General features: G+C 64.8%; 17 protein-coding genes. 10 read left to right on the top strand and 7 right to left on the bottom strand.

What is annotated here, in order from left to right:
• Window positions 1-15: 15 nt before the first annotated feature.
• Window positions 16-918 carry a LysR family transcriptional regulator gene (locus tag WGH93_RS02300; protein WP_374763236.1) on the bottom strand — a complete coding sequence of 301 codons (903 nt, stop codon included), beginning with the start codon at window positions 916-918 and terminating at the stop codon, window positions 16-18.
• A 112-nt stretch (window positions 919-1,030) separates the two neighbouring features.
• Between WGH93_RS02300 and WGH93_RS02295 the strand changes: the two genes are divergently transcribed.
• Both WGH93_RS02295 and WGH93_RS02290 read left to right on the top strand, forming a co-directional pair.
• Window positions 1,031-1,648 carry a glutathione S-transferase family protein gene (locus WGH93_RS02295; protein ID WP_374763235.1) on the top strand — a complete coding sequence of 206 codons (618 nt, stop codon included), beginning with the start codon at window positions 1,031-1,033 and terminating at the stop codon, window positions 1,646-1,648.
• 38 nt (window positions 1,649-1,686) lie between these two features.
• Entirely contained in the window at window positions 1,687-2,613 is a 927-nt protein-coding gene (locus WGH93_RS02290; protein ID WP_374763234.1) for a pyridoxamine 5'-phosphate oxidase family protein, read from the top strand.
• A gap of 74 nt (window positions 2,614-2,687) precedes the next feature.
• Here WGH93_RS02290 and WGH93_RS02285 read toward each other — a convergent pair whose 3' ends face one another.
• The 6 genes from WGH93_RS02285 to WGH93_RS02260 all read right to left on the bottom strand — a co-directional run bounded on the left by WGH93_RS02285 (window position 2,688) and on the right by WGH93_RS02260 (window position 10,065).
• Window positions 2,688-3,086: a F0F1 ATP synthase subunit epsilon gene (locus WGH93_RS02285; RefSeq protein WP_374763233.1), complete on the bottom strand. Its 399-nt coding sequence runs from the start codon at window positions 3,084-3,086 to the stop codon at window positions 2,688-2,690.
• Window positions 3,087-3,167: 81 nt separating this feature from the next.
• Window positions 3,168-4,592 carry a F0F1 ATP synthase subunit beta gene (gene atpD / locus WGH93_RS02280; protein WP_374763232.1) on the bottom strand — a complete coding sequence of 475 codons (1,425 nt, stop codon included), beginning with the start codon at window positions 4,590-4,592 and terminating at the stop codon, window positions 3,168-3,170.
• A gap of 21 nt (window positions 4,593-4,613) precedes the next feature.
• The gene (locus WGH93_RS02275; protein ID WP_374763231.1) at window positions 4,614-5,510 is read right to left on the bottom strand and encodes a F0F1 ATP synthase subunit gamma; all 897 of its coding nucleotides are present in this window, start codon (window positions 5,508-5,510) and stop codon (window positions 4,614-4,616) included.
• Between the two features lie 59 nt (window positions 5,511-5,569).
• Window positions 5,570-7,102: a F0F1 ATP synthase subunit alpha gene (atpA, locus tag WGH93_RS02270; protein ID WP_374763230.1), complete on the bottom strand. Its 1,533-nt coding sequence runs from the start codon at window positions 7,100-7,102 to the stop codon at window positions 5,570-5,572.
• Window positions 7,102-7,662 (bottom strand): F0F1 ATP synthase subunit delta, encoded by a 561-nt coding sequence (locus WGH93_RS02265; protein ID WP_374763229.1) that lies wholly within the window; start codon window positions 7,660-7,662, stop codon window positions 7,102-7,104. Before WGH93_RS02265 ends, atpA begins: the two co-directional genes overlap by 1 nt.
• Before the next feature lie 204 nt (window positions 7,663-7,866).
• Window positions 7,867-10,065, bottom strand: coding sequence for a primosomal protein N' (locus WGH93_RS02260; RefSeq protein WP_374763228.1), 2,199 nt, complete (start codon window positions 10,063-10,065; stop codon window positions 7,867-7,869).
• A gap of 208 nt (window positions 10,066-10,273) precedes the next feature.
• Between WGH93_RS02260 and fsa the strand changes: the two genes are divergently transcribed.
• From fsa to WGH93_RS02220, 8 genes are all read left to right on the top strand, one after another.
• A complete protein-coding gene (fsa, locus tag WGH93_RS02255; RefSeq protein ID WP_374763227.1) occupies window positions 10,274-10,927 on the top strand; it encodes a fructose-6-phosphate aldolase in 654 nt (217 codons plus the stop codon).
• 395 nt (window positions 10,928-11,322) lie between these two features.
• On the top strand, window positions 11,323-11,982 hold the full coding sequence (locus tag WGH93_RS02250) for a class I SAM-dependent methyltransferase (RefSeq protein WP_374763226.1): 660 nt from the start codon (window positions 11,323-11,325) through the stop codon (window positions 11,980-11,982).
• Window positions 11,983-12,101: 119 nt separating this feature from the next.
• Window positions 12,102-12,665 (top strand): elongation factor P, encoded by a 564-nt coding sequence (gene efp / locus WGH93_RS02245; protein WP_374763225.1) that lies wholly within the window; start codon window positions 12,102-12,104, stop codon window positions 12,663-12,665.
• Between the two features lie 107 nt (window positions 12,666-12,772).
• Complete coding sequence (locus tag WGH93_RS02240; RefSeq protein WP_374763224.1) at window positions 12,773-13,591, top strand: inositol monophosphatase family protein; 819 nt, start codon at window positions 12,773-12,775, stop codon at window positions 13,589-13,591.
• 271 nt (window positions 13,592-13,862) lie between these two features.
• Entirely contained in the window at window positions 13,863-15,146 is a 1,284-nt protein-coding gene (locus WGH93_RS02235; RefSeq protein ID WP_374763223.1) for a flagellar motor protein MotA, read from the top strand.
• A complete protein-coding gene (locus WGH93_RS02230; protein ID WP_374763222.1) occupies window positions 15,143-16,237 on the top strand; it encodes a peptidoglycan -binding protein in 1,095 nt (364 codons plus the stop codon). Before WGH93_RS02235 ends, WGH93_RS02230 begins: the two co-directional genes overlap by 4 nt.
• A 31-nt stretch (window positions 16,238-16,268) precedes the next feature.
• A complete protein-coding gene (locus tag WGH93_RS02225) occupies window positions 16,269-19,001 on the top strand; it encodes a cation-transporting P-type ATPase (RefSeq protein ID WP_374763490.1) in 2,733 nt (910 codons plus the stop codon).
• A 40-nt stretch (window positions 19,002-19,041) separates the two neighbouring features.
• Complete coding sequence (locus tag WGH93_RS02220; protein ID WP_374763221.1) at window positions 19,042-20,244, top strand: NnrS family protein; 1,203 nt, start codon at window positions 19,042-19,044, stop codon at window positions 20,242-20,244.
• Window positions 20,245-20,724 lie beyond the last annotated feature (480 nt).

The following is a 20,724-nucleotide window of genomic DNA, read 5'->3' as shown; positions in this document are numbered from 1 at the left end:
CGCACCGCCACACACCTACTCCCCCAACACCCCCGCCACCTTCGGTATTTCGGTCTGTGCCTGCTCCATGAAGGCAGCGGTCTTGGCGGGGCGTTGGCGGCCCTTGGGCGTGACGAGGGCGACGGGGGCCGGGTCCGGCTCGAAGGCTTCAAGGATCGGGATCAACCGACCGTCCGCGATGGCCGGGGCGGCCTGATAGGACAACAGGCGCGTGATGCCCAGCCCGGCGGTCGCGGCGTTCAGGGCGCTTTCATTCGTATTGGTGGTCAGGCGGGGGGAGACAGGTACCCGCCGCGGCCCGGCGCCGCCAAAATCCCACTGATGGCCGGACCACGCCCCGGTGGGGGCGATCAGATGGTGACCTTCGAGCGCCTGCGGGCTGTCCGGTGTGCCGGCCTCTTCCAGATAGGCGGGCGCCGCCACGATCATATGGCGCACATGGCCCACCATCCTGGCGTCAAGGGTGGGGTCAGCCACGGGGCCGATGCGAACCGCCACGTCCATCCCCTCGTCCAGCAGATTGACCATGCGGTCAATAAAAAAGCTCCGCGCGGACAGGCCCGGATGGCGCGCGAGCAGGGTTTGCAGAACCGGCATCACGCATTTCTCACCAAACATGACCGGCGCGGTGACCGCCAGTACGCCCGACGGCGCCGCCTGAAGGCCAGTGGCCACGGCATCCGCCTCCCGCACCTGCGCCAGTACCTGTCGGCACAGAGCCAGATAGCGGCGGCCAGCATCGGTCAGGCTCACCCGGCGGGTGGAACGCACCAGAAGCGCGGCGCCCACCGAGTCCTCCAACTGGGCCACGGCGCGCGTGACGGAAGGCGGGCTCATGTTCAGGTGCCGCGCCGCCGCGGCAAAGCCGCCCTTGTCCGCCACCTGCGCGAATATGCCCATGGCCCGCAGCTTATCCACAGACCATTCCATAATCTGAAATAATAATTTTTATATTTTCATTATTGTTGTTTCAGGCAAATCAATCAAGGCTCCCGCGTACCTTTTGAGGCATCAAACGAACGGATTTGCCATGAAACTGTATCACTTCCCCCTTTCCGGTCACGCGCACCGTGCGGAGCTGTTCCTTTCCCTGATCGGGGCCGACTATGAAACCGTCCCGGTTGATCTGGCCAAGGGCGAGCATCAGGAGCCCGACTTTCTTGCGCTCAACCCCTTCGGCCAGGTGCCCGTACTGGTGGACGGGGAAACGACCATACCAGATTCCAATGCCATCCTGACCTATCTGGCAAAGAAATACCGCCGCTCCGACTGGCTGCCCGAAACACCGAATGAAGCGGCTCAGGTACAGCGCTGGCTTTCCGTGGCCGCGGGGGAACTGGCCAACGGGCCGGGGCTGGCGCGCCTGATCACCCTGTTCGGCGCCCCGTTCGACCCGGAAACCACGATCAGTCAGGCCCATGCCATCCTGCGCCTGATCGACGATGCCCTTGAGGGGCGCCGCTGGCTGGTCGGGGACGGCCCCACTATCGCGGACATCGCACTTTACAGCTATGTGGAGCGCGCGCCCGAAGGCAATGTGGACTGCGCCGACTACCGCAATATCCGGGGCTGGCTCGCCAATGTGGAAGCCCTGCCCGGCTTTGTCCCCTTCCCCAAAAGCGCCGTGGGCCTTGAGGCGGCGAACTGAGCGCGCCGGACTGTCCCCGCGGAAAGGAAGGTGGCCCCGTGATCGGAAGCGAAACTGCCGACACCACGCCCTGGCATCCGGGTGAGAAACGGATTCAGGAAAGCCTCGGCCTGAAAGAGCGCATGGCCGAGCTGGGTCAGCGCGTGATCCGCCCCGCCATGCCCGATCAGCACAGGCGATTTTTCGAAAGCCAGCCCTGTGTGTTTCTGAGCGGTCTGGACGGGGCCGATGCTCCCTGGGCCACCATCCTGACCGGGCAGCCGGGGATGATCGCATCCCCGACCCGCGAAACCCTTGTTCTGAAAACGGGCCCACGCCGCAATGACCCGGCGCTGCAAAACCTGAAACCGGGCGCTGCCATCGGCCTGCTCGGCATCGAGTTTCAGAGCCGGCGGCGCAACCGGATGAACGGCATCATCAAGAACCTGTCGTCAGACAGCGCGACCATATCCGTAGTGCAATCCTTCGGGAACTGCCCGAAATACATCTCCCGCCGCGCCCCGGCCATGCGCCTCGACCCCGCACCGGTGCCGCGACCGGCGGAACATCTGACAGCGCTGGATAGCGCCGCCCGGTCCCTGATCGCCCACAGCGACACCTTCTTCATTGGCAGCTATTATGAGGACGATGAAGGCGCGCGCCACCTGGATGTGTCGCACCGGGGCGGCAAGCCGGGCTTTGTCACCATCGACGGGGACGGCGGCCTGACCATCCCCGACTATGCCGGCAACAAGTTTTTCAACACGCTGGGCAATATCCTGGAAACCGGACAAGCGGGCCTGCTGTTTATGGACTTCGCGGAAGGCCACCTGCTGCAAATGACCGGTCGCGCGGCCCTGTACCTGGATAGCCCGGATCGGGAGCGGTTCGAGGGCGCGGAACGCCTGTGGCGCTTCTGGCCACGGCAGATTATACGCCGTAACAGCGCCCTGCCGCTGATTTTCATACCGGATAAGGTCCGGTGATCATCTGACTGGCGGAATGAAAGGAGATTCGCTCCACGCGAAGGGCGACAGGCTCATTGCCGGAAAGGTCCGACTCACACCACTTCGCGCAGGGCTTCCATCCAGGTCAGGTCTTTGGTCAGGCGGTCGGCTTCCACGACATCCCTGGCATCCGCGATATCTTCGCGCGTATTGCTGATCTGCTTGTCCAGATCGGCGCTGTCCACGCTGGCCGGGTCGATGATGGACTCGGCCAGGATGGTCAGCCCTTCCGGCGTCACCTGGGCCAGGCCGCCTTTCACGAACAGGGTGCCTTCGCTGCCGTCTTCTTCCAGCACCGTCAGCACGCCGGGGCGCAGGGTGGACATGAGCGGCGCGTGATCGGCCAGAACGCCGAAGTCGCCATCCATGCCGGGCACCACGATTTCGGTGGCGCTGCCCGTCTTTTCCAGACGATCGGGAGAGACCAGTTCAAAAGCAAAGCTGTCGGCCATGATGGGTGTGCTTTCCTGTCAGATGCCCGGTTAACCGGGGCGGGCGGGATCATCCGCCTGCCCCCTTGTCTCTCAAGCGGCTCAGGCCGCGTCTTTTGCCAGTTTCTCGGCCTTGGCCACGGCATCCTCAATGGTGCCGACCATGTAGAAGGCCGCTTCGGGAAGGTGGTCATAGTCCCCTTCCACAATACCCTTGAAGCCCTTGACGGTATCTTCAAGCTGCACGAACACGCCGGGCAGGCCGGTGAATACCTCGGCCACATGGAAGGGCTGCGACAGGAAGCGCTGAATCTTCCGTGCGCGGGCCACCACCAGCTTGTCGTCCTCCGACAGTTCATCCATGCCGAGAATGGCGATAATGTCCTGAAGGGACTTGTACTTTTGCAGGATTTCCTGCGTCCGGCGGGCCACATTATAGTGCTCTTCGCCCAGCGCCTGCGGCTCCAGAATGCGGGAGGTGGAGTCCAGCGGGTCCACAGCCGGGAAAATGGCCATTTCCGCGATGGAGCGCGACAGAACCGTGGTGGCGTCCAGGTGGCTGAACGATGTGGCGGGCGCCGGGTCGGTCAGGTCGTCCGCCGGTACGTAAATGGCCTGCACGGACGTGATCGACCCCTTCTTGGTGGAGGTGATCCGCTCCTGCAACTGGCCCATGTCCGTGGCCAACGTGGGCTGATACCCCACGGCGGAGGGAATCCGGCCCAGCAGCGCGGACACCTCGGCCCCCGCCTGGGTGAAGCGGAAGATGTTGTCCACGAAGAACAGCACGTCCTGGCCTTCCTTGTCCCGGAAATATTCCGCCAGCGTCAGGCCGGTCAGCGCCACGCGCGCCCGCGCGCCGGGCGGTTCGTTCATCTGGCCATAGACCAGCGCCGCCTTGCTCTCGCCGTCCGGCTGGATCACGCCGCTGTCCATCATCTCGTGGTACAGGTCGTTGCCCTCACGGGTCCGCTCCCCCACACCGGCGAACACGGAATAGCCGCCATGGCCCTTAGCGATGTTGTTGATCAGTTCCTGAATAAGAACCGTCTTGCCAACGCCGGCGCCACCGAACAGGCCGATCTTGCCGCCCTTGGCATAGGGGGCCAGCATGTCGATCACCTTGATGCCGGTCACCAGCATCTCGGCCTCGGTGCTCTGCTCCTCGAAGCTGGGCGCCTCGGCGTGGATGGGGGCCTTGCCCTTGGTCTTGATCTCGCCGCGCTCGTCGATCGGCTCGCCGATCACATTCATGATGCGACCCAGCGTTTCCGGACCCACGGGCACCTCGATGGCGGAGCCGGTGTCGGTCACCTGCTGACCGCGCACGAGCCCGTCCGTGCCATCCATGGCAATGGTGCGAACCGTGTTCTCGCCCAGATGCTGAGCCACTTCCAGCACCAGGCGCTGATCGCCGTTCATGGTTTCCAAAGCCGACAGGATATTCGGCAGTTGGTCGTCGAACTGGACGTCCACAACGGCGCCAATCACCTGCGTAATGCGGCCGGTATTCTTGGTGGCAGCCATTTGCTACACTCCTTCGCCTCTCTAAAGGGCTTCCGCGCCCGAAATGATTTCGATGAGTTCCTTGGTGATATATGCCTGGCGCGTGCGGTTATAGGTCAGGGTCAGATCGTCGATCATGTCCCCGGCATTCCGCGTGGCATTGTCCATGGCGGTCATCCGCGCGCCCTGCTCGCTGGCGGCATTTTCAAGAAGCCCGCGATAGATCTGAACCGCCACATTGCGCGGCAACAGATCGGTCAGAATTTCTTCTTCCCCCGGCTCATACTCATAGCCCGCGGCGCCGCCCGCTTCCTGTGCGGGGGCGTTCTCATTGGCCGCGGAGGTCATGGGCGCGGGGATCAATTGCTGCCCGGTGGGCACCTGCGTCAGCGCCGACTGGAAGCGGGCATAGAACAGCGTGGCCACGTCAAACTCGCCGCGCTCAAACATGGCGAGCACGTCCCGCCCGATCGGCTCCGCATCGCCAAAGGTGAGGTTGCGGATGCCGCCCATGTCCGGGTTGGCGACAATCAGCGCGCCGTGGGTGCGCTTGAGCAGCGCATGTCCCTTGCGGCCCACCGTCATCACCTTCACCGTCTTGCCCGCGGATCGGCGCTTTTCGATATGCGCCTTGGCCGCCTTGACGATATTGGCGTTGAAACCGCCGCACAGCCCCCGTTCGGACGTGGCAACGATCACCAGTTCCACATCGTCCTTGCCGGTACCGGCAAGCAGGGCGGGGGCGCCCGGCGTGTCCTTGACCCCTTCGCCCAGGGCCGCGATCACCTTTTCCATCCGCTCGGCATAGGGGCGGCTGGCTTCCGCCGCGTCCTGCGCACGCTTCAGCTTCGACGCCGCGACCATCTTCATGGCCTTGGTGATCTTCTGCGTCGACTGAACGGACGAGATCCGGTTTTTCAGATCCTTAAGGCTTGGCATGGCTCCAGCCTCTCCTTAATCCGCGTGAAGGCCCGGCATCACGCCGGGCCGGGCGACCATTACGAGAAGGACTTGACGAAATCGCCAAGGATGGATTTCAGCTTGTCCTCAATCTCGTCGGTCAGCTTCTTGCCTTCGCGGATCTGGTCCAGCACATCCTTGTGCTTGGCGCGCATGTCCGCCAGGAAGCGTTCCTCGAAGCGGGTCACATCACCCACCGGAAGATTGTCCAGATAGCCCTTCACGCCGGCAAAGATGCTGGCCACCTGCTCTTCCACCGGCAGGGGCGAATATTGCGCCTGCTTGAGCAGTTCGGTCAGCCGCGCACCGCGCGCCAGCAGCTTCTGGGTGGAGGCATCCAGATCGGACCCGAACTGGGCAAAGGCTTCCATTTCGCGGTATTGGGCCAGTTCCAGCTTGATCGAGCCGGCCACCTGCTTCATCGCCTTCACCTGGGCGGACGAGCCCACACGGCTCACCGACAGGCCCACATTAATGGCCGGGCGCACGCCCTTGTAGAACAGGTCCGTTTCCAGGAAGATCTGGCCGTCCGTAATGGAGATCACATTGGTCGGAATATAGGCCGACACATCCCCCGCCTGGGTTTCGATCACCGGCAGGGCCGTCAGCGACCCCGCGCCGTGGTCGTCGGACATCTTCGCGGCCCGCTCCAGCAAACGGCTGTGCAGGTAGAACACGTCCCCCGGATAGGCTTCGCGGCCCGGCGGGCGGCGAAGCAGCAGGGACATCTGGCGATACGCCACCGCCTGCTTGGACAGGTCGTCATAGCAGATCACGGCGTGCATACCGTTATCGCGGAAATATTCGCCCATGGCACAACCCGCATAGGGTGCCAGGAACTGAAGCGGCGCGGGCTCGGACGCGGTCGCGGCCACCACGATGGAATATTCCATCGCGCCTTCTTCTTCCAGCTTCTTGACGATCTGCGCCACGGTGGACCGCTTCTGCCCCACGGCCACATAGACGCAGTAAAGCTTCTCGCTCTCATCCTTGGCGGCGCCGTTCACATTGCGCTGGTTGATGAAGGTGTCGATCGCCACGGCGGTCTTGCCGGTCTGACGGTCGCCAATGATCAGCTCCCGCTGGCCACGCCCCACCGGCACCAGAGCGTCCACCGCCTTCAGGCCGGACTGCATGGGCTCATGAACCGACTTCCGGGGAATGATGCCCGGCGCCTTGGTTTCCACCCGCGTGCGCGTCACATCCTTCAGCGGGCCCTTGCCGTCGATCGGGTTGCCCAGCGCATCCACCACGCGACCCAGCAGGCCCTTGCCCACGGGCACGTCCACGATCTCGCCGGTACGCTTGACGGTATCGCCTTCCTTGATGCCCTGGTCGGAACCGAAAATCACGATCCCCACATTGTCGCTTTCCAGGTTCAGGGCCATACCCTTCACGCCGCCCGGAAAATCAACCATTTCACCGGCCTGCACATTGTCCAGGCCATGCACGCGGGCAATACCGTCCCCGACGGACAGCACGGTGCCAACTTCGGATACTTCAGCCTCGTTCCCGAAGCCTTCGATCTGGTCCTTGAGAACCTTGGAAATTTCCGCCGCACGGATATCCATTATTGAACCCCTTTCATGGCGACCTTGAGGTTATCCAGTTTTGTCTTGAGCGAGCTGTCCACCATGCGGGAGCCGATCTTGACCACAAGCCCGCCCAGCAGGCTTTCATCCACATGCGGCGCGACGGCCACGTCCCGTCCGACAGCCGATTTCAGCGTTTTCTTCAGGCTTTCCATCTGCCCGTCATCCAGTGCGCGGGCGCTGGTCACGTCGGCGGTCACTTCCCCGTTGTGATGGGCCAGCAACCGGCGATAGGCGCCGATCACGCTCCCCAGATGGGAGAGGCGCCGATTCGTTGCCAGCACGCCGAGAAATTTCCGCGTCAGCTCGCCGAACCCGGCCTTTTCCGCCAGCGCGCCGACGCCCCTGACCTGCTCATCCCGCGACAGGCGCGGCGAGGCGATGAACAGCGAGAACTCGGCGCTTTCGGCCTGCATGGCAGCCAACGCATCCAGGTCCTTCGCGGTGGCATCCAGCGCTTTTGCCTCTTTGGCGAGGTCGAAAAGCGCCAGGGCATAGCGCCCCGCAATGCCCGTAACAATTCCAATCTGAGAGGCCACGTTCGATGTCCCCTGCTATGAGGTGTAATCCAATCCCGGTCCGGTCGGCGGGCGGCGGAAAACCGCACGTTCAAGCCCCTTGAATCAGCCGCCTTGCCGAATGCGAGCGCTGTCTAGCACAAGCCCCGATGCTGTGCAAGCGCGCGCGCACCGCTTTCTGACCCCGCCTCCATTCCGCCGTGAAAGGCGGCCCGAAGGCGGCGATCACAGAAAGCTCAGCGGGTCCACATCCACCCGGATGCGCACCCCTTTGTGGCCCTGCCCTTTCAGCCAGCCGCGCACCAGCTTCTGCACCGGAACGCCCTTGTGGGCGTGCATCAGCAGCCGATAGCGATAATGCCCGCGCAGCCGGGCCAGCGGTGCCGGGCTCGGCCCGAACACGGCCACGCCCGGCTGCTGCGGCGCGGCGGCGGCCAGGGCGCGACCAAGGGCGGCCACCGCGTTTTCATCGGAACCGGACAGAATCAAGGCCACCAGCTTGCCAAAAGGCGGCATGTTCAGCCGGGCGCGGGCGTCCTCCTCCAGCGCCATGAAGGCGTCACCGTCCCCGGCCAGCAGGGCTGCCACCACCGGATGGTTCGGCTCATAGCTTTGCAGCATGACCCGGCCAGGGCGATCCGCCCGACCCGCGCGCCCCGCCACCTGCACCAGTTGCTGATAGGTACGCTCCCCCGCGCGCAAATCGCCGCCGCGCAGGCCCAGGTCCGCATCCACCACGCCCACCAGAGTCAGGCCGGGAAAGTGATACCCCTTGGTGACGATCTGCGTGCCGATGATAATGTCCACGCCCCCCTCGGCGATCCGCGCCACCAGTCGGGCGGTCTCATCGGGGCCGGTCATGGTGTCGCTGGTCATCACCGCCACGCGGGCCTGAGGAAAGCGCTGGCGCACCTCCTCCTCGATGCGTTCCACGCCCGGCCCGCAGGCCACAAGCGTTTCCGCCGCGCCGCAGGCGGGGCAGGTTTCCGGCACCGGCTCCCGGTGGCCGCAATGATGGCAGTGCAGTTCCCGGCGAAAACGATGCTCCACCAGCCAGGCGGTACACTGCCCGCATTGAAAGCGGTGGCCGCAATCCCGGCACAGGGTGAGCGGCGCATAGCCCCGCCGGTTCAGGAACAGCATGGATTGCTGCCCCGCCTCCAGCGTGGCCTGCATCCGCCGCGCCAGTGCGGGCGCCAGCCACTGGCCCGCGGGCGGCCCGTCATGGCGCATGTCCACCGCTTCCATGCGTGGCAGGGCCGCACCGCCATGGCGCTCTTTCAGTTCCAGCAGGCCATAGCGCCCGGCCGCCGCATTGATCCGGCTTTCCAGCGACGGCGTGGCACTGGCCAGCACCACCGGGCAGGCGGCGTATTTGGCCCGCATCACGGCCATGTCGCGGGCGTGATAGAGCACCCCGTCCTCCTGCTTGAAGGACGGGTCGTGCTCCTCGTCCACCACGATCACCCCCAGATCGTGGAACGGCAGGAACAGGGCCGAGCGGGCCCCCACCACCACTGGAGCTTCACCCCGCGCCACCGCGCGCCAGCCCCGGCGGCGGGCCGCCTTGCCCTGATTGGAATGCCAGACCACCGGCTCCACGCCGAAGCGGGCCTGAAAGCGATCCAGCCACTGGCTGGTGAGCGCGATCTCCGGCACCAGCACCAGCGCCTGCCGCCCGTCGGCCAGCGCCGACGCCACGGCCTGAAAATATACCTCCGTCTTTCCGGAACCGGTCACGCCGTCCAGCAAAAAAGGCGCGAAATTGGCCGCCGCCACCGCATCGCACAGGCGCGTCGCCGCTTCGCGCTGCTCATGGGACAGAGTGGGGCCTTGCCGATCCGGGTCCGGCGGTGCAAAGGGGGCATCCTGCGAGCGGTCTTCCACCGTCGCCAGCCCGGCATCCACCAGCCCCCGCACCACGGCGGCGCTCACCCCGGCAAGTGTCGCCAGATCGGTGGCGGTCTGCGGCCCGGCTGTCATCAGCGCCGTATGGGCCTTACGGCGCGCCTCGGTCAGGCGCGCGCCGGTCGGCATCGGGCTTATGGCGCGGTAATGGCGGCGCATGGGCGGCGCTTCCAGCGCCTCGGGCACACTCAGGACCATGCGCAGCACCAGCCCCGGCAAAGCCAGCGTATAGGCGGCGACGAAATCCACCAATTGGCGCAGGTCCGGCGTGATGCCCGGCGTGTCCAGCACCGACTCCACCGGTTTCAGCCGGTCGGGCGGCACCTGCGGGCCATCCGCCTGCCGGTCCCAGACCACGCCCACCGCCCGGCGCCCGGACAGCGTGACCCGCACCACCGTGCCGGGCGGCAAAGCCCGGTCACAGGCATAATCCAGCGGCCCCGCAAGCGGCAGGGGCAGCAGCACGGGCACCGTGGCGGGGGGCGCACCGGGCGCAGATGCAAACAGATCGGCCATGACATCCTGGATTTTGCGGGATGAACCCTTGAACGCCCCGATGGTTCACCGGGGCACGGCGCTCAAGGTCGCTTGAAATCCGTCGCCCGGTCAAGTAGCACCACGGATAGGATAGACACGGCCCGTAATCCCGCGCCGCACGCGCGCGACCACTTCGCAAGGGGCCGCATTGCATGACACAGGCTTTTGAGCCGGGGAGCAGACAGCCATGAAATTCTTTCTCGACACCGCCAATATCGACGAGATCCGCGAAGCCAACGCCACCGGCCTTCTGGACGGCGTGACCACCAACCCCTCGCTGATCAAAAAGGCGGGGCGCGACTTTTTCGAGGTGATCCGCGAAATCGCATCGGAAGTGGACGGCCCCGTCTCCGCCGAAACCGTGGCCACCGACCATGAAACCATGCTGAAAGAAGGGCTGAAATGCGCCGGGATCGCGGACAATATCGCCGTCAAGGTACCGCTGACCCGCGACGGGCTGAAAACCTGCAAGGCGCTTCGGGAAAAGGGCATCATGGTGAATGTCACGCTGTGCTTTTCCGCCAATCAGGCCCTGCTGGCCGCCAAGGCGGGCGCCAGCTTCATTTCCCCCTTTGTGGGTCGGCATGACGACACCGGCTTCAACGGTATGGAACTGATCGAGGATATCCGCCTGATCTATGACAATTACGGCTTCGACACGGAAATCCTGGTGGCCAGCGTGCGCCACCCCACCCATGTGCTGGAAAGCGCCCGCATCGGCGGCGATGTGGTCACCCTGCCCTGGGACGTGATGAAAAAGCTGTTCAACCACCCGCTGACCGACAAGGGCCTGGATGCCTTCCTGAAGGACTGGGGCGAGACGGGCTTTAGTATTCTCTAGTTTGCCGCTCACGCCTTGGCGCTATGCGCCCGGCTCCGCGGGGGCGCCGCATTGGCGGCGGGCCACGCTTGTGGCCTCCGGCGCTGCCGTGGGCAGCACCGGTAGAGGCAACGCCAGTGCGGGGGTTGTTTGCCGCTCACGCCTGAGCGCTATGCGCCCGGCTCCGCGGGGGCGCCGCATTGGCGGCGGGACGCGGTCGCGCGCTTTGTTACCGCTCACGCCTGAGCGCTGCGCGCTAAGGCTCCGCGAGGGCGCCGCATTGGCGGCGGGGCGCGGTCGCGCCCGTCGGATGGATCCGTGCTGTGGCGATAGGGGCGGCTTTGGCGCGGGGTTTTGTTTTCGCGCCCGTCGGGCGGGTCCGTGCTGTGGCGGTGGAAGATAGGCTGGGACGTGGCATGGATAAAGTGGCGGCGTTTGATCGGGTGCGGGCGGGGCTGACCCTGCCGGATGTGTCGGGGCTGGAGCGCTGGCCTTATACGCTGGACAGTGGCGGGCGGCATCTGATTGAAGACGTGATCCGGCGCGACCGCCCTGCCCTGATGCTGGAAATCGGCTGTTTTCTGGGTGTGTCCGCCCGGCGCTGGCTGGATGCGAACCCGGCCCTGCGCCTGATCGGGCTGGACCCGTGGGATGACGGCCTGATCGATCAGGTTCGCCGCTATGTGGGCCGCCCCAAGCTGGCGGAAACCTGGCCGGAGAGGGAGACCCAACAGCGCTTCGCCGACGCCATCGCCCGGCAGGGGCCGTTTGAAAGCGCGCTGGCCAATCTGGACGGTGTGCGGGATCGCTTCCTGCCCTGGCGCGGGCGCGCGCCGGAGGCGCTTCAGGACATCGACGCCGCCGGGCTGGTCCCCGACCTGGTTTATATCGACGCCGCCAAGCAACGCGCCGATCTGGACACGGTGCGCGCGCTGTGGCCCGCCGCGCGCATCACCGGCGACGACTGGGACTGGAACCGCCGCAAGAACTATCCCATGCGCCGCATCGTGGAAGCCTTCGCCGCCGAGCACGGCCTTGCCATCACCGCCGAGGGCGGCACCTGGGTTCTGGGCTGACGGCCCCCATAAGCGTTTGCCAGCATCGGGCTTTGCTGCTATATGCGCCCCGAATTCAGATGCGCCGCCTTTTTCAGGGCGGCGCGGCGATGATTCGGTGAATCAGGCGAGGTGACATCATGAAGATCGATGGTAACGCGATCCGGCCCGGCAATGTGATCGAACACAAGGGCGAGCTGTGGCGCGCCACGAAAATCCAGCATACGCAGCCCGGCAAGGGCGGCGCCTATCTTCAGGTGGAGCTGAAAAGCCTGATCGGGAACACCAAGCTGAACGAGCGTTTCCGGTCCAGCGAAAAAGTGGAAAAGGTGCGGCTGGAGCAGCGGCCCTACCAGTTCCTGTTCGCCGATGACGACATGTTCACCTTCATGGACCAGGAAACCTTCGACCAGATTTCCATCAATGCCGAGGATGTGGGCGACAAGGCCGTTTTCCTGCAGGATGGCATGGAAGTGGAGATCGAGTTCCACGAGGAAACGCCGCTTGGCGTGCGCCCGCCGGAAAAGGTCACGCTGGAAGTGAAGGAAACCGAGCCGGTGGTGAAGGGCCAGACCGCGGCCAGTTCCTACAAGCCCGCGCTGCTGGAAAACGATCTGCGCATCATGGTGCCGCCCTTTGTCAATGAGGGGGACCGGGTGGTGGTATCCACCGACACCCGCGAATATGCCAGCCGGGCCGACTGACGGGCCCGCCCCGGCGCCGTCCTTTGCCGCACCACTTTACGCCCCCTGACCGGGCAATAATCCTGACCGTGCAATAATCCTGACCCCGCAAGAAAGGCTTTAGCCCCATGTCCCGCCGTTCCCCCGTCATGAATGTGATGGTCTCCGCCACCATGAAAGCCGCCAAGGGTATGCGCCGCGATTTCGGCGAGGTGGAACAGCTTCAGGTGTCCCGCAAGGGGCCGGCGGATTTCGTGTCCGTGGCCGATGAACGGGCCGAGCGCATCCTGCAAGAGGAATTGCAGCGCGCCCGCCCCGATTTCGGCCTGCTGATGGAGGAAAAGGGCGAGATTGCGGGCAAGGGCGACAGCCGCTTCATCATCGATCCGCTGGACGGCACCACCAATTTCCTGCACGGCCTGCCCCATTTCGCCATCACCGTGGCGCTGGAAGAACGGGGCGAGATCACGGCGGGCCTGGTGTATCAGCCCATCACGGACGAACTGTACTGGGCCGAAAAGGGCACGGGCGCCTATCTGAACGATACGCGGCTCCGGGTTTCCGGGCGGGACCGCATGGAACGCGCCCTTCTGGCCACCGGCATTCCCTTTCATGGCCGCCCCGGCCATGTGGAATTTCACGCGGAGCTGGCGGAATTCATGCCCTCCGTGGCGGGCATACGCCGCTTCGGCTCGGCGGCACTGGACCTGGCCTATGTGGCCGCCGGGCGCTTTGACGGCTTCTGGGAACACGGCCTGAATGCCTGGGACATGGCGGCGGGCATCCTGATCGTTCAGGAAGCGGGCGGCTATGTGACCGACCTGTCGGGCGGCAAGGACATGCTGAAACGCGGCGACATCATCGCCGCCAATGACCGCCTGCACGCCCCCATGGAGCGCGTGATCAAGCGCGCCCGGCGCAAACTGAAGGACGCGAACACGGCATAGGCACCCCCTGCCCGCCCCGTGACTGCCCCGTGACTGCCCCGTGGCCGCCGCCCCGGCGCTGTTGAAATGCCATAACGGCGCCGGATTCCCGCCGCATTCTCCCTGCATGGAACGCCAGCGGAGGCAGAGACCCTGCCCGCCCGGCCAAGCCTGCCCTTGTCAGGCCGCGCACACCGGATAGACTGGCGCGGTCACAAGTGATGCGGGGGCGGTTCGGCCCTGCGCGGTATTCGGGCACCGATTGCCCATCATCGGGGGAGGACAGCACATCATGCAGAAACCGGCGAAATTCCTGCGCCGCATGGCCGCCTTTCTGGTGGTGGTCTTCCTGCTGGTGGCGGTGCTGCGGGATGCGGTGGCCTTTGCCTTTGCGGCCAATATGGCGCTCAATTCGGTAATCATCGGAATCGGGCTCCTGGGCATCATCTTCGCCTTTCGCCGCGTGGTGGCACTCAATACGGAAATCGACTGGATCAACGCCTTCAAGCGCCAGGAAACCGCAACCAGCGCGGAACCCCGGCTGCTGGCGCCCGCCGCCGCGCTGCTGGCAAAGGATGAAGAGCGCACGGTGCGCCTGTCCGCCATGTCCATGCGCTCGGTGCTGGACGGCATCGCCTCAAGGCTTGAGGAAACCCGCGAGATCAGCCGCTATTTCACCGGGCTGATGATCTTTCTGGGCCTGCTTGGCACCTTTTGGGGCCTGCTGGGCGCCATGGGGGCCATCGTGGACACCATTGACGGCCTGAGCGTGGACAGCAGCGACATGGCGCTGATGTTCGACGAATTGAAATCCGGCCTGACCGCGCCGATCACCGGGATGCGCACGGCGTTTTCCTCCTCCCTGTTCGGGTTGGCGGGATCGCTGGTGCTGGGCTTCATGGACCTTCAGGCCAGTCAGGCCCAGACCCGCTTCTACAATCAGGTGGAAGACTGGCTGGCCAGTGTCACCAAGCTGTCTCGCGGCGGCGAAGGAGACGGCGAGGGCGCGCGCCCCGGCGCCTATATGACCGCCCTGATGGAGCAGACCGCCGATGGGATCGACCGGCTGCAACGCACCCTGAAACGCGGCGAGGACGAGCGCGGCGAATTCAATCACCTGCTTGCGGACATGTCGGAAAAGCTGGGCGCGCTGGGGGATCGGCTGGTGGAGGGCGACAGCACGGCCCGCGCGGAAGCCGAGGCGGCGCGAGAGAAAACCGACGCCAGCACCCGGCAACTGGCCCAGGCGATCGAGCGGCTGGCCAGCCACGGCGAAAAACCCGCCGCGCCCGCGCTGGACGATGCCACCAAAAGCCATATCCGCAATCTGGATGTGGGCATCAAGCGCCTGATCGACGAGCAAAGCCGCCAGAGCGACATGCTGGCCGACGAATTGCGCAGCGAAATCAAGCTGCTGGCCCGCACCATTGCGAGTGCCATGGAAAATACGCGGGAGGAAACACGCGCCGACACCACCGCCGCGGAGCGCACCGCCGACCCGTATGACGACCCGGATGCCCCCGCCTTTCTGCGCCGCGGCGACAATGGCGCCAATCAGGACGGGCCGGGCCAATGATCGGAGGCCGCCGACGCATCACCGACAGCGGCGGGGACAGCGTATGGCCCGGCTTTGTGGACGCGCTGTCCACCCTGCTTCTGGTGATGATGTTCCTGATCAGCCTGTTCGCGCTGGCCCAGTTCTTTCTGGGGCAGGCGCTGTCGGGCCGGGAACAGGCGCTGGCGGAGCTGCGCGGCCAGGTGGCGCAACTGTCCAACATGCTGAAAATGGAACGGCAGGCCAATGACGAGCTGCGCCGGTCCATGGCCGACCTGTCGGCGGCACTGGAAAGCGCCAATGACGAGCGGGATACGCTGTCCGGCAAACTGGGCGAAACCCGCGACGCGCTGGAAACCGCGCGGGAGCAGCTTGAAACCGTCCAGCAAGAGCGGGACCGGCTGGCCACGAACCTGGAAGAAACGCGCGCCGAACGGGATAACGCACAGGCACAACTGAGCGAGGAAGAGCGCCTGTCGGCCCGCGCGCAGAAAGAAGTGTCCCGGCTGCGCCGCAATCTGGATGCGCTGCGGGACAAGCTGTCCCGCCTGCAGGCGGCGCTGGAGGCAAGCGAGGCGCGGGACAAGCGCAATCAGGCGGTGATCGTCAATCTGGGCAAGCGGCTGAATCAGGCGCTGGCCAGCAAGGTGGAAGAACTGGCCGACTATCGCAGCGAGTTTTTCGGGCGGCTGAAAAAGGCGCTGTCCAGCCGCCCTGAAATCCGGGTGGAGGGGGACAGGTTCGTCTTCGCGTCCGAGCTTCTGTTCGCCAGCGGCAGCGCCGAACTGGGGCCGGAAGGCCGGGCGGAAATGCGCCGTTTCGCGGACACGCTGAAAACCATCGCCGCCGAGATTCCAGACGATCTGAACTGGATTCTGCGGGTGGACGGCCACACCGACAAGCGCCCCATTTCATCCCCGCGCTTTGCCAATAACTGGGAACTGTCCGCCGCGCGGGCGATTTCCGTTGTGCAGTTTCTGATCGATCAGGGCGTCGCGCCGGATCGGCTGGCCGCCACCGGCTTCGGCGCCCACCAACCCATCGACCCGGCGGACAACGCCCTCGCCTATGCCCGCAACCGCCGCATCGAAATGCGCCTGACACAGCGCTGAGACGGGGCGCGCCACCCATCAGGGGACAATGATGACATTGACGGAAGACGATACCGGCACCCCCCCATGGCACACCCTGTCCGCGAGCGAGACACTGGACAAACTCGATACCGGAGCGGAGGGGCTGTCCCACGCTGACGCCACCGCCCGACTGGCGGCCCACGGCCCCAATCGCCTGCCCCTGGCCGCCCGGCGGAGCGCCCTGTTGCGCTTCCTGATGCACTTCCACCATATCCTGATTTATGTGCTGCTCGGCGCCGCCGTGATCACGGCCATGCTCGGCCACTGGATCGATACGGGCGTCATTCTGGCCGTGGTCGTCGCCAATGGTGTGATCGGCTTCATTCAGGAAGGCAAGGCGGAGAAGGCCATGGATGCCATCCGCCACATGCTTGCCCCGCACGCCCATGTGCTGCGAGAGGGGGACCGGCACAGCGTAGAGGGCGACGCGCTGGTGCCCGGCGATATCGTTCTGCTGGAAGCGGGCGACAAGGTACCCGCCGATCTGCGGCTGCTGAGCGCGTATGGCATGTCGGTGCAGGAAGCCATTCTGACCGGTGAATCGGTTCCCGTGGAGAAAGACACCACGCCGGTTGCCGAAAACGCCCCCCTTGGCGACCGGGCCTGCATGGCGTTTTCCGGCACATTGGTCACAAGCGGTCAGGGCAAGGGCGTGGTGGTGGATACCGGCAGCCGAACCCGGATTGGCCGCATCAGCGGGATGCTGTCGGCGGTGGAAACGCTCACCACGCCGCTGGTGGCGCAAATGGGCGTTTTTGCCAAATGGCTGACCATTCTCATTCTGCTGATCGCCGCCCTGCTGCTCGTCTATGGCTATTTCGTCACCCATTACGCCTTCACGGAAATGTTCATGGCGGTGGTGGGGCTGTCTGTGGCCGCGATCCCCGAAGGGCTGCCCGCCGTGCTGACCATCACCCTGGCCATCGGCGTGCAGAGCATGGCCCGGCGCAATGCCATTGTCCGGCGGCTGCCGGCCATCGAAACGCTGGGGTCCGTTTCCGTCATCTGCACCGACAAGACCGGCACATTGACGCGCAATGAAATGATGGTGGCATCCCTGCTCACCCATCAGCACATGTTCACCGTGGAAGGGCATGGCTATGCGCCAAAAGGGGCTCTGAAGCTGGACGAAAGCCACGAAAGGCCGGGTGACCATGCGATTCTGGGCGAGTTGGCCCGCGCCGCGGCGCTTTGCAACGATGCCGCCCTGCGTATGCACGACGGCACATGGACGGTGGAAGGCGACCCGATGGAAGGGGCGCTTCTTGCCCTTGCCGAGAAAATGGACGTGGACGTTCGCACGACTCAGAAGGCGTGGGCACGCACCGATGCCATCCCGTTCGATTCCCAGCACCGCTTCATGGCGACACTGAACCATGACCATGACCGCCATGCCTTCGTGTTCGTCAAGGGAGCGCCGGAGCGCATTCTTGCCATGTGCCGCGATCAGCGCACCGGGGACGGCGCGGCGGAGCCCCTGAACGCGCCTTACTGGACTGCCAGGGCCGAGGCGCTCGCGGCGGAAGGTCAGCGCGTGCTCGCCTTCGCGCTGATGCCGGTAAATCCCGAACATACCGTGCTGGAGCGGGACGATGTGGACGGATCGCTGACCCTGCTGGGCATGACGGGCATGATCGACCCGCCGCGCCCGGAAGCCATTGCCGCGGTGAAGGAATGCCACAGCGCCGGCATTCGCGTGAAAATGATCACCGGCGACCATGCCAGGACAGCCGCCGCCATTGGCGGAAAGGTGGGGCTGCAAAACCCGGAAAAAGTGCTGACCGGAAACGACTTGGACAGCATGAATGATGCGGACCTGCGGCAGGCCGTGCTGGACTGTGACATCTTCGCCCGCACCACCCCGGAACACAAGCTGCGGCTGGTGATGGCACTGCAATCCCACGGCATGACCGTGGCCATGACGGGGGACGGCGTGAACGATGCGCCCGCGCTGAAGCGTGCCGATGCCGGTATCGCCATGGGCATGAAGGGCAGCGAGGCCGCAAAGGAAGCGTCTGAACTGGTGCTGGCGGATGACAATTTCGCTTCCATCGCCGCGGCCGTGCGGGAAGGCCGCACCGTGTATGACAACATCAAGAAGGTGATCAGTTGGACCCTCCCCACCAATGCGGGTGAAGCCATGACCATCATCGTGGCCCTGCTCGCCGGGATGACCCTGCCGGTCACGCCGGTTCAGATCCTGTGGATCAACCTGATCACCGCCGTGACCCTGGGCATCGCGCTCGCGTTCGAACCGACGGAGGAAAACACCATGCGCCGCCCGCCCCGGCCACGCGACGAGCCGCTGCTCACCGGCGAGCTGGTCTGGCATATCGTGCTGGTGTCCGTGCTGTTTCTTGGCGGCGTGTTCGGCATGTATCAATATGCCATGGATCAGGGATATGCCATTGATCTTGCCCGCACCATCGCGCTTAACACGCTGGTGGTCATGGAAATCTTCCATTTGTTCTTTATCCGTAACATTTATGGCACCTCGCTCACATGGCGGGCCGTGCGCGGCACCCGAACGGTCTGGATCGTGGTAATCGTCGTGACCGCGGCGCAATTCGCCATAACCTATCTGCCGCCCTTGCAGGCTGTGTTCGCCACCCGCCCCATCGCCTTCTGGGACGGCGTTCTGATTGTGGGCGTGGGCGCGGCGCTGTTCGCCATCATCGAAACGGAAAAACAGATTCGCCTGCGCACGTCCCGGATCAGGGCGGCGGGGCGCGGCCAGCCCTGACGGTTCGGACCCTTGCGGGGCATTGAAAGTGACGGACACCATGCATAAACACCGCGCCATCAGTCGTCTGCCTGTTTTCAGCCACGGATTCAGAATATTCTTTTTCAGCGGGGCGGTCTGGGCCGCCCTATCCATGGGCCTGTGGCTGTTGGCGATAAGCGGGGCGATCGCCCTGCCAACACGCTTCGACCCGGTTTCCTGGCACGCGCATGAGTTTCTCTACGGCTATCTCTTTGCCATTCTCAGCGGCTTTCTGCTGACCGCCGTTCCCAACTGGACCGGGCGACCGCCCCTGTCCGGTTGGCCGCTCATTGGCCTTTTCCTGCTCTGGCTGCTTGGGCGGCTGGCGGTCACAGCGGCGGGCGACCTGCCGCCCATGGCCGTGTTCATTGCGGACAGCGCCCTTGTGCTCGCCCTGGCCGCGGTTCTCACATATGAAATCGTCTCAAGCCGCAACTGGCGGAACCTGATCATCGTCGTCCTGCTGGGTGTCTTCGCCATGGGTAACGCCCTGTTCCACTGGGAAGCGGCACACGGTATTTTCGCCGCACGGGGCACCGGCCTGCGCACCGGGCTGGCGGCGGCGCTCATGATGATCGCGGTGATCGGCGGGCGCATTGTCCCGGCCTTCACCCGCAACTGGCTGGGTGGGCAACGGGCGGGGCGGCTTCCCGTGCCCCCCATGCAGCCATATGACAAGGCCGCCCTCGCGGCCCTTGCGCTCGCCCTCGCCGGTTGGGTGATGGCCCCCGACGCACGGGCGACCGGTATTCTGCTGCTGATCGCCGCAGCGGCGCACCTGATCCGGCTCGCGCGCTGGGCCGGGGAACGCACCCTGTCGGAGCCGCTGGTGTGGGTGCTGCATGTGGGCTATGCGTTCCTGCCCCTCGGCGCCCTGCTCATGGCGGTGGAGATCGGCATAGCGGAAATCAGGCAGCCCGGCGGCCTTGGCCTGGCCACGGCGCAACATCTGTGGATGGCGGGCGCCATCGGGTTGATGACATTGGCGGTGATGAGCCGCGCCACCCTTGGCCATAGTGGCCGCCCGCTGCGCGCCGATGCGGGCACATGCGGGCTCTATGTCCTACTGTTGATCGCCGTAGGGGCGCGCCTGATGGCCGGCATATGGCCAGCTCAGGCCCAGATGATCCACACCGTAGCAGGCATAAGCTGGATCGCATCCTTTCTGGGATTTGCCGTGCTGTATGCCCCGGCGCCCCTCCGCGCAAAACAGCACGACTGAAGCAATCACCGGCGCTTGCCCAAAGGCACAATGGGAAGAGTAATAATTTATAAAGCCAGACGCTGTGCGGACCATTCGTGGATTGTCTTTCATCAGGCACACCCTGCACGCCGTGGGGCCCGCCCTTCCGGCACCGCCATGTGGTCAGCGTTTTCGAAGTGGAGCCGAGCACCTTCGCGGCCTCGTCGGTGGTCAGGGCTTCAAAGAGTCAAGCAGGGTCATCAATCGGCATCACGGTACCTCCATCTGGTTATACCGCGACGGTGACAAGAAAGCCGCAAATATGCTCGCCGGGAAAGTTCGTTAACGGTGATTAACTACAAATGACCAATGATTACCGGGGAATTCCCTTCGCCTCAGGGTAACCGCCCGGTTTAGACCGCCTTGCGCATTTATGCGGCTTCGGTCTCCGGCTTTGTGGCGTGCAGAGGCGCCCAGTTCCACGGCAGCAGTTCGTGCAGGCGGTTGACCTTGTGGTCA

It is taken from the genome of Yunchengibacter salinarum (genome assembly GCF_037658235.1).
Classification (GTDB): domain Bacteria; phylum Pseudomonadota; class Alphaproteobacteria; order Sphingomonadales; family Kordiimonadaceae; genus Yunchengibacter; species Yunchengibacter salinarum.
The sequence above is the reverse complement of the archived record's forward strand: the minus strand, read 5'-3'. Positions and strand labels throughout refer to the sequence as shown.